The 16,246-nt window shown below is 68.2% G+C and carries 7 protein-coding genes; 1 reads left to right on the top strand and 6 read right to left on the bottom strand.

Annotation, left to right across the window (positions count from 1 at the left end; all coding sequences use genetic code 11):
* Window positions 1-21 precede the first annotated feature (21 nt).
* The 6 genes from ACJH5R_RS20270 to ACJH5R_RS20245 form a co-directional block, all read right to left on the bottom strand.
* A complete protein-coding gene (locus ACJH5R_RS20270) occupies window positions 22-1,437 on the bottom strand; it encodes a condensation domain-containing protein (protein WP_406782700.1) in 1,416 nt (471 codons plus the stop codon).
* Window positions 1,438-1,506: 69 nt separating this feature from the next.
* Window positions 1,507-7,851: a sulfolipid-1 biosynthesis phthioceranic/hydroxyphthioceranic acid synthase gene (pks2, locus tag ACJH5R_RS20265; RefSeq protein ID WP_406782699.1), complete on the bottom strand. Its 6,345-nt coding sequence runs from the start codon at window positions 7,849-7,851 to the stop codon at window positions 1,507-1,509.
* A 114-nt stretch (window positions 7,852-7,965) separates the two neighbouring features.
* Complete coding sequence (locus ACJH5R_RS20260) at window positions 7,966-9,582, bottom strand: glycosyltransferase family 87 protein (protein WP_406782714.1); 1,617 nt, start codon at window positions 9,580-9,582, stop codon at window positions 7,966-7,968.
* 23 nt (window positions 9,583-9,605) lie between these two features.
* Complete coding sequence (locus ACJH5R_RS20255; RefSeq protein ID WP_406782698.1) at window positions 9,606-11,969, bottom strand: transglycosylase domain-containing protein; 2,364 nt, start codon at window positions 11,967-11,969, stop codon at window positions 9,606-9,608.
* Window positions 11,970-12,217: 248 nt separating this feature from the next.
* The gene (locus ACJH5R_RS20250) at window positions 12,218-14,686 is read right to left on the bottom strand and encodes a transglycosylase domain-containing protein (protein ID WP_406759520.1); all 2,469 of its coding nucleotides are present in this window, start codon (window positions 14,684-14,686) and stop codon (window positions 12,218-12,220) included.
* The gene (locus tag ACJH5R_RS20245) at window positions 14,679-15,104 is read right to left on the bottom strand and encodes a DUF5318 family protein (RefSeq protein ID WP_406759519.1); all 426 of its coding nucleotides are present in this window, start codon (window positions 15,102-15,104) and stop codon (window positions 14,679-14,681) included. Before ACJH5R_RS20245 ends, ACJH5R_RS20250 begins: the two co-directional genes overlap by 8 nt.
* A gap of 112 nt (window positions 15,105-15,216) precedes the next feature.
* On the opposite strand from ACJH5R_RS20245, the gene ACJH5R_RS20240 reads away from it, so the two are divergent.
* Window positions 15,217-16,068 carry a DUF1707 domain-containing protein gene (locus ACJH5R_RS20240; RefSeq protein ID WP_406782697.1) on the top strand — a complete coding sequence of 284 codons (852 nt, stop codon included), beginning with the start codon at window positions 15,217-15,219 and terminating at the stop codon, window positions 16,066-16,068.
* The last annotated feature ends 178 nt before the right edge of the window (window positions 16,069-16,246 follow it).

Below are 16,246 nucleotides of genomic sequence, written 5' to 3'. Positions count from 1 at the left end.
TCGCGACCAACGAGAATGAGATCAGGCGACATTTTCCCAATCGCCGGCGTCGGCGACCCGTTCGAACACGGACTTCAACACCGCCAGATAACGCGCCACCGACTCGTGAGCCTCCGGGTTGTCCGGGAAGATCGCCGTGACCGCCGTCTCCTCCTCGACCCGGATCACGTAGAGCGACATCTGATACGAGTACCGGCCGTCGCTGAAGACGCCGATGTTCAGATCATCCAACCCCGCGGCGATCAAGGCCGACAGCGGGGCGGCGCCGGCGTCCAGGAAGTTGATGACGGGGAAATTCGGTGGCGGCTTACGCAACTGTGGCGCCAACTCCATCACCCGCTGGTAGGGCACCTCCGCCAACGTTCGGCCCGAGTCGAAGGAAATCTGCGCGGCGCTGGCCGCCTCCTCAAACGAGATGTCACCGATCGGAACCGTGATCGGAACCAGGCCGGTGAACCAGCCCAGCGTGAGGTCGTCCCCCGGGGAATTGCGGGTGTCGCGCGGGGTGAGCCCGTAATAGGTGGCCGCGCCGGTCAATTCGCGCTGCGCCAAGCCACAGCATGCCAACACTCCCCCGACGAAGCGGGCGTTCGCGTCCATGCAGGCGGACTCGAATTCGGCGGTCTGCTGTTCACCCAGCATGGTGACGGTGACCATGGCCGCCTCGCAGGGCTGCGCGGGGTCGCCGAGGGGCAGCGGGAAACCGGGCAGGCTTCCGTCATTGCTTTCGGCGAAGCTTCGCCACGCCTGGATCTGCGGCGACTCCAGCGTGAGCGCAGATGTGAACTGGTGCTGACGGATGCAGAAGTCGCTATAGCTACCCGCAGCGGGCAGCTCCAGCGGCGCGCCGCCGGCCACCAGCGCGTTGTACATCATGTAGAGCTCCATCAACGTCACCCCGGCGACCGCCGCGTCCACGTGGACGTGGTCGATGCTGGCGAAGAACGTGAAGTGGCTCTTGGACTGGATGATCCCGAACCGGAAGCAGTCCCACTGCAGCGGATCGGGCGTTTCGTTGAGCAGGTCGCGGACTTGCGGCAACGTCAGCTCGCCGTGATCCACCGGGACGAACGCGATGTCGGCGGGATCCTCGACAACGTGACGAATGAGACGCCCGTCCTCGGCGTGCTCGAACCAGCTGCGGTAGGTCTCATGCCGCCGCAGATGCGCATTGATGATGTAGTCGATGGCGCGCCGATCGCACCTGCCCTGCATGTCGCAGCTGAGCACCATCAGGCGCGAGTAGTCGAGTCCGGCGGCCGTCTGGTCGATATAGCCGCGAATGTGCTGTTCCTGCATGTAGCTGGCCGGCACGGCATTGACCGGCGCGCGCCGCGCCGCGGCCAGCGCGGCAGCTGACGGACCCCACACCACGGTCGGACCCTCATCGGGTTCCCAGTCAGCCAGCGTCCCTAATGCCAATGGCCCTACGCGCAACGTCTTCTCCTCTGCTCGGGCGAACAACACCTCGGCTGGTCGATGGGGGCAATCGCCAGCCGGCTCAACTCACTTGCCACCGCGTGGCTCCGGGTCCTCCAACCGGGTCGCCAGCTGATCACACACATGCTGGGCCAAGCCACGCACCGTGGTGAGCTGGGCGGGACCGACGCGTACTCCGGTTTCCGTTTCGATCCGGGTGCGAAACTCCAAGCTGGCCAACGAATCCATGCCATATTCGGGCAGCGCCCGATCCGGGTCGACGGTACGGCGCAACAGCAGGCTGATCTGGTCGGACACCAGGCGCAGTATCGCGCTGAGCCACTCGTGACGCGGCAGCTCTTTCAGCTCGGCGAGGAACCGCTCGGCGTCGGGGCTGTTGTGGCGTACCGCCCGGAATGCTTCGGCGAATCGGCTGCGGTGCGCCAATGCCGCCAACCACGGTGCTCGGGTAATCGGCGCGTAGCCGGTGTACGGGCGGTCATAGCTCAGTACCGCACGGAAGGCGCGGGCGCCTTCGGCGGAGGTGATCGCGGCTTGGGCGTCATCGGCTGGTGCGGTGCCGCCCCCGGTCTCGGCCCACGGCCCCCAACCGATCACCGTCGCCGGCAGGCCCAGGGCCCGCCGCCAGCATCCGAACGCGTCCAACCAACTGTTGGCTGCCGCCGAAGCACCCTGCCCCGGCGGGCCGATGAGCGCGGTGGTCGAGGAGAACGCGCAGAACCAGTCCAGCGGCTGCGCGGCACTTTCCTCCTGCAGGGCCTGGTGAAGGTTCCACGCGCCGTAGACCTTCGGCGCCCAGCACCGATCGATGAGTTCGTCGGTGGTGTCGGTCAACGCGGCCTCCGCAGCCGTGCCGGCCGCATGCAGCACGCCGCGGACCGGCAGTCCGGATTCGGTCGCCGCCGCCACCAGACGGCGCGCGGTCGCGGGGTCGGCGATGTCGCCGCACTCCACCTGAATATCGGTGCCGCCGGCGCGCAACTGCTCGATGACCTGTCGCGCTTGGCCCTGCGGTGCCGACAGCCCGTTGAGCACGATTCGGCCGCAGCCCGCCGCCGCCATCTCGGCAGCCAGGAACAGTCCGGCGCCGCCGGTTCCGCCGGTGACGATGTAAGAACCGTCAGTCCGGAACAAACGAGCCTGCTCCGGCGGGACCACCGCCACGGTGACGCCGGACTGTGGGGCGTCGAGCAAGACCGTTCCCGCGTTGTCGGCGCCGTCCGCCTGCGCCAGCGCAGCAGCCGCGTCGAGCAAGGGGTAGTGCGTGGTCGGCGGCTGCGGCAGTACGCCCTCCGCCGCGCGCTGATAGACCGTGGTCAGCATGCGCTGGACGACTTCTGGGTGGCTATGCGCCAGCAGCGCCAGGTCGACCGCGTGTAGCGACAGGTTGCGGCGGAACGGGAACAGGCCAATCCAGCTGTCTCCGTAGACATCCTGCTTGCCGAGTTCGATGAACCGGCCGCCGAAGCTCAGCAGGTCAAGTCCGGCGCGTTGCGCCACGCCCGACAGCGAGTTGAGTACGACGTCGACGCCGTAGCCGTCGGTGTCCACCTTGATCCGATCGGCGAACTCAAGGTTGCTGGAGTCATAGACATGTTCAATGCCCATGTCGTGCAACCGCTGTCGACGCTGCGGAGTGTCTGCGGTGGCGAAGATCTCGCAGCCGGCGGTTCGCGCGATAGCGATGGCGGCTTGACCGACGGCGCCGGTTGCGGAGTGGATCAGCACCTTGTCTGCTGCCGTGATCCGCGCCAGCTCGTGCAGCCCGTACCAGGCGGTGACGTAGGCGGTCGGTATCGCGGCGGCCTCCGACAGCGGCACCTCCGCGGGGAGGGTGACGGCCAGGCGGGCATCGCACGTGATGAACGTGCTCCAACAGCCGTCAGGCGAAGTTCCGCCCACGTGGTCGCCCACCCGGTGACCGGTGACGTCGGGACCGACTGCGACCACCACCCCGGCGAAGTCGGTGCCCAGCTGCCGAGCAGGCCCCTCGGCGGAGTGCGCCTCCGCGTAGTTCATCCCGGAGGCCGCCACCGCAACCTCGATCTGTCCGGGACCCGGTGCAACCCGGGGGTGCGCAACCGATTCCAGCGAATCGCCCTCATCGGCACTGCTGCGCTGCAGCCGCAGGCCATCTTGTCCGTGCTCGATAACGGTGGTCCGCCGTTCGGCAGGGCTGAGCGGTCCGGGACGTAGCCGCGCGGTATACCAAGCACCGTCGCGCCACGCGGTCTCGTCCTCTTCGGACCCGCTCTGAAGTTGCGCCGCGAGCCGGGCGGCGAAACCCTCATCGGTTTCTGCGACACTGCCCTCGACGTCGATCTGGGTGACCTGCAGGTGCGGATACTCCGAATCGATGACCCGCAGCAGCCCGCGCAGGCTCGCCTGCTCCAGGTTGGCCTGATCACCTGGCCGCACCGTCGCGGCGTTTCTGGTCACCACGAACAACCGTGGGGATTCGCCGGGAAGCACCGCCAATTGGCGAACGACGTTCAGTAGGTAGGACACGAAGCCCCGGCCCCGCTGCGGTGGGTGGCAGCCGTCGACCGACGGTGCGGTCACCACGACTATCCCGGTGCGGCCGCCCAGCGCCTCGTTGAGGACGTCGGCCAGGCGTGCGCTGGGCGCTGCCGCGTCAGCCACATGGTCGCCGTCAATCGGCACCGAGACCGTATCGGACTGCGCCCCAGCATCCTTCAGTGCGGCATCGAGATAGGTGGTCATGGGGTCGGCGGCGTCGGCCATGCTCAGCAGCAGCCAACTCCCCGCGGCGGCCTGGGCTGCGTCTGGTAGGTCGCGGCGCTCCCAGTCGATGGTCAGCAACCGCTCATCCAGGGTGCGCTCAGCGGTTTCGTGCTCGGAGCTGCCTGCGGCGAGCTGGAGTCCTTCGACGCTGAGCAACACGTTGCCCGCCGCGTCCATCAACTCCAGGTCGGCCTCGCATGCGTCGCCGTGCAGTGCCGTCACCGTGGTGAGGCAGTACTGCGCAGCGCGGGTGGGGTGGTGACGGCGCAGGCTGCGCACGCCAACCGGCCGCAGTGGTCCGCCGTCACTTGCGCGCGGGACGCCGGGGTGAACGGCAGCCGATTGGAAGCATGCGTCAAGCAATGCGGGATGGATTTCATAGGGCGCCTGTTGAGCGCGCAATTGTCCCGGCAGCGCGACCTCGGCGAGCACCGTGGCAGCGTCGCGGTGTTGCCCGTCGCCGACACGGACCGCGGTCAGGCCCGCGAAGGCAGGACCGTACTGAATACCTCCGCCGTCCAACAGCTTTCGCAGCTCGGTGCCTTCGACGCAGGACGGGTGGGCGGCCAGCAACGCCGCCACGTCGTGGGCCTGCGGCTGCGGAACATCCGGCAGAGCCTGCAGCACCGCGCTTGCCCGGCCGATGCGGGCCCGTTCCTGATGCGTATGCACGGTGAAGGTCAAGACGCCGGGAGCAGCCACCGCGGCACCCGAGGACACCGGCGTATGTTCGTCGAGCAGCAGCGCCTGTTCGAACCGGACGTCGCGGACCTCGGCCGATCCGCCCAGGCTGACCCGGGCCGCGGCCAGGGCCATCTCGCAGTAGGCGGCGCCGGGCACCGCGGCCACATTGTCCAATCGGTGGTGGTCCAGCCAGGGGTGCGCCACGGTGCCGAGATCGCCTTGCCAAACGTGGCGCTCGGGTTCCTCCAACAGGTGCACGTGCGACCCGAGTAACGGGTGTACCGCCCGGACCGCGGCGCCCTGCGGTTTGGCGTCAGCGGCCTCGCGGCTGAACATCAGCGCGCGATGGTTCCAGCTCGGCAGCGGCGCCTCTACCAGCCGCCCCGTCGGGTACTGCACGGCGAAGTCCACCGCGGTACCCGCGCTGTGCAGGTCGGCGACGAAGCCGCGCAGTCCCGGCCACACCCCTGCCTGGTACTCGAAGCGGTTGGGCGACAGCACAGCGATCGAGGTATCGCCGCTGCTGGCATTCTGCTCGATGGCCTCAGTGAGCAGGGGCTGCGGCGCCGGCTCGGCAAAGATCCGGTAGCCGTCCTTGATCGCGGCCTGCACGGCCGCCGCGAACCGGGCCATGTAACGCAGGTTGTCCGCCCAGTACTGGCCGTCGAATTCCGGCCGGTCGCGCGGCGCCCACAGCGTTGCGGAGTAGTACGGGACATCCGGTTCGGTCGGCTTCAGGTCGGCAAGGGCCTGCGCCAAGTCATGCAGGATCGGTTCCACCTGGGGCGTATGCGCGGCCACCGGGACCGTCACCTCGCGAGCCGCCACACCCTGCTGTTGCCAGGCGGCCGCCAAGTCGCGCACCATGTCGCCGTCACCGCCGATCACGGTGGTCACCGGCGACTCGACCACGGCGAGCACCACGTCGGACACGTCACGGATGGAGAACTCCGAAAGCACTTGCTGCGCCGGCAGTTCCACTGCGGCCATGGAGCCGCCTCCGGCGATGGCCGACAGCAGCCGGGCGCGGCGGCAGGTGACCCGGAGCCCGTCTTCGAGCGTCAGACCACCGGCGACGACGGCCGCCGCGGTCTCCCCGAGCGAATGCCCGATGACAGCACCCGGCCGAACCCCATAAGCCTTCAGGGCTTCGGCCAGCCCGACCTGCGTGGCGAAGGCGGTCACCTGCAGCCGGTCGATTTCGGTGGGCGGCTGCGACGCGGACAGCACCTCGGTGAGTGAGAACCCGGCTTCCTCGGCGACTACCGGCTCCATCTCGGCGACGGCCGCCGCGAACTCCGGTTCCCCGGCGAGCACTTCGGCCATTCCCACCCACCGGGGAGCTTGGCCGGAGAACACCCACACCGGCCCACGCTCGTCCGGCCCGACGATCGGCTGATACGGCAGGTCGTTACCGGCGATTTCACGCAGCGCCGCGCCGAGTTCACCGACGCTGCTAGCCGCCACCACCGTCCGTACCGGCCGGTGGGCGCGCCGCCGTGCCAGCGTGTAACCGAGATCGGCGAAGCCGGAGTCGGTCATCGCGGTGGCGTGCTCGTCGAGCCAGTCCGCCAGCCGGGCTGATGTCACCCGCAGCTGGGCCGCGGAGGTGGCCGACAGGGGGAAGAGCAGGGGCGCCGCTTCGTCGGGTTCTGCCGCTGGTTCGGGGGCAGTGTCCGCCGGTGCTTGTTCGACGATGACGTGCACGTTGGTGCCCGACAGGCCATGGGAAGACACCGCGGCCCGACGCGGAAGCTCGCCGGTGCTGGGCCATGGCATATTCTCTTGCGGCACAAGAAGGTTGGTCGCTATCCCGGCCAGTTGGTCAGGCAACCGAGTGAAGTTCAGGTTCTGGGGAACCGTGCCGTGCTGCAGCGCGAGAATCGCCTTCATCAGGCTCAGCGGCCCGGATGCCGACTGGCAGTGCCCGAAGTTGGTCTTTACCGATCCCAGGAGGCAGCGGTTGTCGGTGCCGTAGACCGCGGCCAGTCCGGTGTATTCGACCCGGTCCCCGATCGGGTTGCCGACCCCGTGCGCCTCGACCAGACCCACGGTGCCGGCGTCGACGCCTGCGGTGGCCAACGCAGTTCGGTACATCGCAACCTGCGCCGACTCTGGCGGCACCGCGGCCGAATCCGGGCGGCCGTCCTGATTGGCCGCTGTCCCTCGCAGCACGGCCAGGATGCGATCGTGATCGCGAACCGCATCCGGCAACCGCTTGAGCAGCAGCACCACACAGCCCTCACCCGAAACGACACCGTCGGCGGCGGTATCGAAGGAATGGCATCGGCCGGTCGGTGACAGCGTGCCCTGCGGCGATCCGGCGGCCGATCTGCGGGGTTCGAGCATCACCGACACACCGCCCGCCAGGGCGAGCTCGCTTTCACCGACTTGCAGGCTGCGGCAGGCCTGGTGCACGGCCATCAATCCCGACGAACATGCGGTGTCCACCGTGACCGCCGGGCCATGTAGCCCCAGCGCCTGCGCAACCCGGCCGGAAGCGAAACCGGTACTGGTACCGGTGAATCCGTACGGCCCCTCGGCAGCGCCGCACTCGGCGGCCAGCAGCTCGTAGTCGCTGTGGGTCAGGCCCACGAACACGCCCGTCTGCGATCGAGCCAAGTCCGCCGGGTCGAGTCCGGCGTGCTCGACGGCCTCCCACGACGTCTCCAGCAGCAGGCGGTGTTGCGGATCGATCGCGGTGGCCTCGGGCTCGGTCATCCCGAAGAACTCGGCGTCGAATCCGCCGATGTCCTCCAGGAAGGCACCCCAGCGGGGTACGGTTGGGCCCGACTCGGGGCCGCCGTAGGAGTCGGCATCCCACCGGTCGGCGGGGACTTCGGCGATAAAGTCCGCACCGCGCAGCAAGGCCTCCCAGAACCGTTGCGGCGAATCGATCCCGCCTGGCAGCCGGCAAGCCAGTCCGATAACGGCGACCTGCGGCGTGGACGGACCGTCGGGGGATGTGGGGGCGGTAGTCATCGCGCCCGCGAGATTACAGCAAAGTCACGAAAATAATTCGGCGAGGTAAACGAACGTTCTTTCGAGCGGCGGCGCCGCCACTATGGGAGTCCGCCCCAAATCCCCCGCGTGACGCTATGGCCGGTGCACATCCGTTCTCGTCTCCACCCCGTTCGGGCGATACCGCCGCTTCGGTCGCAACCAGCCCGGCAGCCACGGCGGGGGCACATCGGGTGCCTGATCGAACACCCCACCCGCCGGGTCGTCGGCCCAACCGTGGGCCCGCACCAGATCGTGCTCCGGTCGATAGATCTGCCGAATCACCAGTGCACACAAAACCATGACCGCCAGGTCGCGCACCAACACGGTGGTGGTGAACCACTGTTCGGGAAGGCTGCGGTCCGCAACGCTGTAGAGGTAGTACATCCGCGGCACCCAGACCAGCGCATCGACGGTCATCCAGATCAGCAACAGCCGGCGGTGTGGCAGGGCCAGCACCGCCAACGGCACCAGCCACAGCGAGAACTGCGGGCTCCAGACCTTGTTGGTCAACAGGAAAGCCGCAACCACCAGGAACGCCAACTGAGCGACGCGCGGCCGCCGAGGCGCGGTCAGCGCGATGTAGCCGATCCCGATGCAGCACAGCGCGAACAGCCCGGCGACGACACCGTTGAGCACCATCGGCGGCTGCCACATCCCCAGGTCGCCGTCGAACCCGTGCCAGCCGGTCAACGACCTCACCACGTTGTAGACCGAATCCATGTCGTCGCCGCGGCGGGAGTTGAGCCGGAAGAATTCGCTCCAGCCCCGCGGTGCGTACAGCAGGACCGGCAGGTTCACCGCCAGCCAGCTCACCGCGGTGGCCACCGCGGTGCGTTTGACTTCCCGCAGCCGGCCGGTGCGCAGGCCCAGCACCAGCAGCGGGAACAGCAGCAGGACCGGGTAGAGCTTGGCGGCGGTGCCCAGACCGAGCAGCACGCCGGCCATCGTCGGGCGGCGCCGTGCCCAGGCCAACAGACCGGCCCCGGCGAAAGCGGTGGCCAAGGCGTCGAAATTGGTGAAGATCTGGAAGATCACCACCGGCGAAGCCGCCACCAACGCAGCGTCCCAGATGCGTCGGCCCGCCAACCCGGCGGTGGACCACACCGTTGCCAGCCAGGCCAGTGCCAGACCCAACGCGACGATGTCGAAGAAAACCACCACCTCGGCGACCCCGCTCAATGCCGGGATCTTCAGCACCTTGGTGATCGCCGTGTACGTCTTCGCCAAGGCCATCGCCGAGTACTGGTACAAGCCGGTCAGCACCGGATATTCCATGTAGCGCACGGCGGGCAGTCCGTCGTAGCGGGTCTGTTCCTTCCCTGACGAGTCCTTCTCCACCCAGCTGGACTTGTACGGAAACTTGCCTTGATCCAGTAGCTCCGCGGTGTAGAGCGGCACCACGTCGGAGTAGCACAACTGGAAGTACGCACGCTCGTTGTCCCAGTTGGCCACCCGCTGATCGGGGCTCCCGCTGCCGGTGCTCTGCAAGCACGCCGATTTGGTGGTCCAGCCCAGCGCCAAGAACAGCACCGCGATCAGGAACATCACCCGCAGCGGCGTCATGAACCTGGTCCGCCCGATCAGCGCATGGCGGCCGACCGGCCCGCCGATGGTGTTCGACAGCGCATGACCGACGACATCGGTGCGGCTGGGCAGGTCGCGGTCGTCGGCGCTGCGCAGATCCGCCGCCAGCGGGCGGGGCGAGCGCATCGTGCGTTCGGTCGTCTCCTCCGTCACGGGAGAGCCTCCGGCGCCGGAGGCGGCTCCGGCGGCGGGGGTGGTGGAGGCGGCGGAGGTGGTGGAGGCGGGGGTGGCGGGGGTGGAGGCGGCGGGAACGGCTCCGGCATCGGGAAGCCCGGCGGCGGGGGTGGCGGCTCGTCCCAGTCCCGTGGGGGCGGAGGCGGCGCATACCAGTTCCAGTCCGGGGCCGGCGGCGCCGCGGTCGGCACGCCGGCGGAGCCGCCGATCTCGGTGGGCTTGGGGAACTGGACTATCGGGTCACCCCACAGCGCGCCATCCATGCTGGCTTTCCAGATGTCGGCCGGCAGACCCGCGCCGTACACCGGCCCGCCCCACTTGTTCGTCAGCGGTTCGTCGCCGGTGGTGGTGCCCACCCAGACCGCGGTCGACAGGGTCGGCGTGTAACCGACCATCCAGGCGTCCCGGTTGGCGCCGGTGTTGCCGAGCTGGGTGGTGCCGGTCTTGGCCGCGGCCGGGCGCCCACCGGCCAGGTCGTGCCCGCCCGAATAGCTCGGGATCGCCTTCATGGCGTCGGTGACGTTGTCCGCGACCGCCTTCGGGACGCGCTGCTCGCCGGAGTCCTTGGTGGCCGCTGCGGCGTCGAAGAGCACCCGGTCGTCCGGACCCACGACCTTCGCGATGAAGTGCGACCGGTGGTACATCCCGGAGTCGGCCAGGGTGGCGTACGCCGACGCCATGTCGATCACCCGAGTCTGGTACTGGCCGAGCACGATGCCGTTCTCCGGGGGCCCGCCAAGGCCGTCCTGGGACAGGGTGTGCGCGACCCCCGGGAAGCTCTTGGCGACCCCGAGCTGGTGCGCGGCATCGGCGACGTCCTGCGGTCCGTGCTTGAGCTTGAGCATCAGCCGGTAGTAGGCCGTGTTGAGGGACCGCTTGAGTGCCTCGGCGATGTTGCAGACTCCGCAGCTGGCGCCGCCCACATTGCTGATCTTGGTCTTGCCGACCGTCAGCGGGCCGCTGTCGACCTGCTCACCGAGCCCGATGCCCTGTTTCAACGCCGCCACCAAGGCGAACACCTTGAACGAGGAACCGGTCTGCAAGCCGGCCTGGGCGAAGTCGAAGCCGCCCACCTCGTCGCCGCCGTAGTAGGCCCGCACCGCGCCGTTGCGTGGATCGATGGAGACCACGGCGGTCCGCATAGTCGGCTTCTGCCCAGCCATGGTCGCCCGGACGGCCTTCTCCACCGCCCGCTGTGCCTTCATGTCGATCGTGGTGGTGATGCGCAGTCCCTCCATGTTCAGGGTCTGCTCGTCGATGTGGAACATGTCGAGTAATTCTTCGGTGACCTGGCGCTGAATCAGCCCGTTGGGCCCGGAGGCCTGGTCGGCGTTGCGCGCCTGATCGGGCGGGATCGTGGTCGGGAAGAACTGCTTGGCCCGCTCACTGAGCGTCAGGGCACCGGTCTGCACCATGCCGTCGAGCACCCAGTTCCACCGCTCGACGGACAGGTCCCGGTTGATGGCCGGATCCAAGGCGGACGGCCGCTGAATCACGGTCGCCAGTAGCGCGCCCTCGGAGACGGTGAGGTCCTCGACCCGCTTGTCGAAGTACGCCCGCGCGGCCGCGGCGATCCCGTACGTGGTGCGGCCGAAGTAGATGATGTTGAGGTAGGCCTCCAGTACCTCGTCTTTGGACCACTCCTCGGACATCTTGGTGGCGATGACGAGCTCTTTGCCCTTGCGGACCAATCCGCCCATGCCGGCCCGCTCGGACCCGACCAGCGCGTTCTTGACGTACTGCTGGGTGATCGTCGACCCGCCCTGGGTGTCACCGCCGAGCAGGTTGTTCTTGACCGCCCGAAACAGCCCGGAGACCGAGTAACCGGAGTTGGTGTAGAAGTCGCGGTCCTCGGCGGCCAACACCGCGTCACGCACGTGAACCGGTACCCGGTCAAGCTTGATGTCAACCCGGTTCCCGTCCGGCGGAACGATTTTCGCCAGCTCGGTGCCGTCGGCGGCAAGGATGGTCGACACCTGAGTGGTGTGGATGTCACCGGGTTCGGGGACCTCCACGGTGCGGTAGGCCATCCCGAAGGTGACCACCGGCACCGCAAGGAGCGCCGCGGCAGCGGCGTACAGGCCGCGTCGGGCCCAGAGCCAATTCCGCCGCCGCCGCAATTCGTGCTGCTCCGGCTCGACGTCGAGATCTGCCGGCGATTCGGCTGGGCTGGGAGGCTTTTCGCTCTCCGGGCGTGGTCGCTCCATGGCGGCCTTGACCGCTTCGAGACGCTCCTGGCGATCCGCCTCGTCATCGATGATCTCGGCGGAGTCGTCCGCGGTGCCCTCGGCGCCCGCCCCATTCGGCTTGTCAGTGGGCTTGGCGTTGGTCGTCGTCAAGAAGTGTTCTTCCTCAGCGCTGTCGGCACCCGGCGCTGTCGGGCCCTGCGTTTTCACCGGCGCCCAGGGCGTCCCGGCGGGTAGGAGTCAGGCTTCCGGCCCTTCGCCATCCCGAGTCGGGCACAACCCATTTCGGCGATCGGCGAAGTGCTCAGCAGCCAGCCGTCCCCCACGCATCGCTGCAGTCGCATGGCCAACAGACTACTTCCGTGGACTCACCATCGGGTTGAAACCAGGTCACAAACGCACTACGGCACAGCGGGCGGCTGCTCCGCCGGTGGCGGGCCACCCGGTTCGGCCGCAGGCGGCGCAGGTGGTGCAGGCGGGGCGGCCGTGATGGTCGTGGGCGGACCAATCGGAATGGTGATGCCCGGTGCGATCTCGATAGTCGGCTGGATGACGGTCTCCTCCGGCGGCAACGGCGGGCCGGCGTCCATCGGTGGAGGAGGTGGCGGCGCGGCCGGGACACCCGCGTAACCGCCGATCTCGGTGGGCGTGGGGAAGGTTTCGTTGGGGGTGCCCTTCAGGGCGCCGTCCATGGTGGCCTTCCAGATGTCGGCGGGAATGCCCGCGCCGTAGACCGGACCACCCCACTGATTCACCAGGGGTTCGTTTCCCCCGGTGGTGCCCACCCAGACCGCGGTCGACAGCGACGGCGTGTAGCCGACCATCCAGCCGTCCCGGTTGGCCCCGGTGTCGCCCAGCTGCGTGGTGCCGGTCTTGGCCGCCGATGGCCGTCCGCCGGCCAGGTTGTGCCCACGCGACCAGCCGGCGATGGGCTGCATGGCGGAGGTGACGTTGTCGGCGACCGCCTTGGGGATGCGCTGCTCGCCGGTGTCTTCGGAGGTTGTCGCGTCGAACAGCACATTGCCGTCAGCGCTGACCACCTTCTGCACAAAGTGCGGCGGGTGGTAGATGCCGGAGTCTGCCAACGTCGCGTACGCCGACGCCATGTCGATCACCCGGGTCTGGTACTGGCCGAGCACCACTCCGCCTTCGGGCGGGCCGCCGTCCTGCGACAGGGTGTGCGGGACGCCGGGGAAGCTTTTGGCGACCCCGGCCTGATGCGCGGCGTCGGCCACGTCCTGCGCACCGTTCTTGAGCTTGAGCATCAGCCGGTAGTAGGCGGTGTTCAGCGAGCGCTTGAGCGCCTCGGCGATGTTGCAGACACCGCAGCCCTCGCCCTCGGCGTTGGTGATCTTGGTCCGGCCATTGTCGAGGGTCAGCGGCGAACTGTCGATCTGATACCCCAAGCCGATGCCCTGCTCCAACGCGGCCACCAGGGCGAACACCTTGAACGACGATCCGGTCTGCAGCCCGGCCTGAGCGAAGTCGAAGCCGGTTGCCTCCGAGCCCCCGTAGTAGGCGCGCACCGCGCCGTCACGCGGATCGATGGACACCACCGCGGTCCGCATGTTGGGGATCTGGTCTTTGAGGTAGGTGGCCACCGCGTCTTCGGCGGCGTCCTGCGCCGCCGGGTCGATGGTGGTGGTGATCTGCAGGCCCTGGGTGTTGAGCGTCTGTTCGTCGATGTTGAACAGCTCGAGCAGTTCCTGGGTGACCTGGCGCTGGATCAGGCCGTTGGGCCCGGTGGTGATGTTCTGGTCGCGGGCCAGTTCGGGCGAGACGGTGGACGGAAACTCTTGGGCGGCACGCTCACCGGCGGAAATGGCCCCGGTCTCCACCATTCCGTCGAGCACCCAGTTCCACCGGTCGAGGGCGCCTTCGGGATCGACTGCGGGGTCGAGGGTGGATGGCCGCTGGATCAGTGCGGCCAGCAGCGCCCCCTCGGCGATGTCGAGCTGCTCGACGGGCTTGTCGAAGTAGGCCCGCGACGCAGCGGCGATCCCATAGGCACCGCGGCCGAAGTAGATGATGTTCAGGTAGGCCTGCAGCACATCGTCTTTGCGCCACGCGCTGGACATCTTCGTGGCGATCACGAGTTCTTTGGCCTTGCGGACCAATCCGCCCATGCCGGCCCGCTCGGATCCGACCAGGGCGTTCTTGACGTACTGCTGGGTGATCGTCGAACCGCCCTGGGTGTCACCGCCGAAGAGGTTGTTCTTGATCGCGCGGGCGAAGCCCGACACCGAAAAGCCCGGGTTGGAGTAGAAGTCGCGGTCTTCGGCGGCCAACACCGCGTTACGCACGTAGACCGGCACCTGGTTGATGTCGATATCGACGCGGTTGCCTTCCGGCGGAATGATTTTGGCCAGCTCGGATCCGTCACTGGCCAGGATCGTGGACACCTGGTTGGTCCGGATGTCACCGGGCGAGGGCACATCGGTGATGGAGTAGGCCATCGCGAAGGTGATGACCGGCAGCAGCAGCATCACCACCACGGCGGTGTAGAGCCCGCGCCGGATCCACCGCCAATTCGGCGGGTGCGCACGCAGCCACTCCAGCGGATTCGGCGCGGCCGGCCGGTCGGCGCGAGCGGAGGGCTCCGCCCGTCGCGGCGGCGCGGTCGGCTTCTCCGGCGGTGGCTCCCGCCTCGGGATCCGGCCACTGAGCGCCTGCTCGCGTTGCGGGGGCGCCCCGTCGAGGGCCGCCCGAACCGCGTCGATGGGATCGCGCAGGTCGGCGGTCACAGCATCGTCGACCGCCGGAATGATCGTGGTCAGTCGATCATCCGGACCCGCCGGTGGGCGCCGGCCGCCGGCGTCGGAGTGCCGGGCCGAGCCAGCATCGGACCCGTCGTCGTGATGCTTACTCACTGGCGGTACGGGCTCCGCTACGTGCCGTACGCCGACCGCGGGATCCCTTCGGCGGGCGCGCGAGGCCCAACACATATGACTTCACCAGGTGATTCCAGCTACAGGTCCGGCACACCTCGACGACGTACACCGAGAACTCCGAGAAGCGGGTGGCCAACAGGACCAGTTCCTCGGCGGAACGCGCCGAGCCCGAGACCGCACCCAGCTGTTCGCCGTACACCCACGACACCAGGGTGAGCGGCTCCTTGCGGCAGATGGGGCAGACCACCGCACTGGCCTTGCCGTGGAACTTCGCGGCGCGCAGCAGATACGGGTTGGCGTCGCACACCTCAGTCACCCCGGTGCGCCCGGAGTAGACCTCGGCCAGCAGGGAACGGCGCCGGAGCGCGTAGTCCACTATCTGTCGCTGCAATCGCACGGTCACCAGAGTACGTCGGGTGCTCTCCGGCGGTCGCGATCAACGCCCCCAACCGACGTCAAGCGGCGGATTCGGCGTCACCGCGGGGCGGCCTTCTTTTACTATCGTCGCCGTGGCGACACGGCAGACCGCGGGCACCCGAGCCAAAGACAGCGACCGGGACGACGTCTGCCGGATCCTGGACAGCGCTCTGGGTGAGGGGCAGGTGTCCAGCGCCGAGCACCGGGAGCGGATCAGCGCGGCCACCCGCGCCGTGACGCTGGGAGACCTGCATTCCCTGGTCGGTGACCTGCAGACCGAAACCGCTCCGGTCAAACTGCCGGCGTTGGGCAGTCCCACCAAGTTCGGCGTCCGCGGTGTCGCCCTCAAAGCGCTGGGCACACTGGGCGCCGCGTTGGTGGCGGGCATGCTGCTGGGCTGGGCGATGTACGGAAACACCAGCTCGCCGCTGAGTTTCACCTCTGATCCCGGGGCCAAGCCGGACGGCGTCGCGCCGGTGGTGCTCACCCCACCACGACAGCTGCAGTCCCTGGGCGGACTCACCGGCCTGCTGGAGCAGGCCCGGCAGAAGTTCGGCGACACCATGGGTTACCGGCTGGTGGTCTATCCCGACTACGCATCTCTCGAACGGTCCGACCCAGGCGAAGAGCGCCGCAAACTGGACTACTCCTACCGAGGCGGTTGGGATGACCCGTCCACCTCGTCCAAGAGCAGCAGTGACGTACTGGTCGATCTGGGCGCATTCGACGTGAAGGCCGCGGTCGGGATCCTGCGTGGAGCTCCCGAGACGCTCGGGATCAAACCAGCCGATGTGAAAAGCACCTACCTGATCGTCGATCCGGCGCGGGATCCCACGACACCGGGGGCGCTGTCGCTGTCGGTGTATGTTTCCAGCGACTACGGCAGCGGCTACATCGCCTTCGCGGGCGACGGCACCGTCAAGCGCATCAACTACCCGTCCTGACCAGCGGATTCGGCGAGCGACGTAGTTCGGCGAGCAAGAGATGCGGCGACCACGGAACCTCTCGTTTCGCCGGGCTGAACATCGGGCGAACAACAGCCACTTGGGCTTGGTTATATCGGCGCGATACTATGGCGCGAACCGTCGGCCGGTCGTAGCTACGCCATCTGCAGGAGGTGAC

The sequence above is a fragment of the Mycobacterium sp. SMC-19 genome (genome assembly GCF_045310815.1).
Lineage (GTDB): Bacteria > Actinomycetota > Actinomycetes > Mycobacteriales > Mycobacteriaceae > Mycobacterium.
The sequence above is the reverse complement of the archived record's forward strand: the minus strand, read 5'-3'. Positions and strand labels throughout refer to the sequence as shown.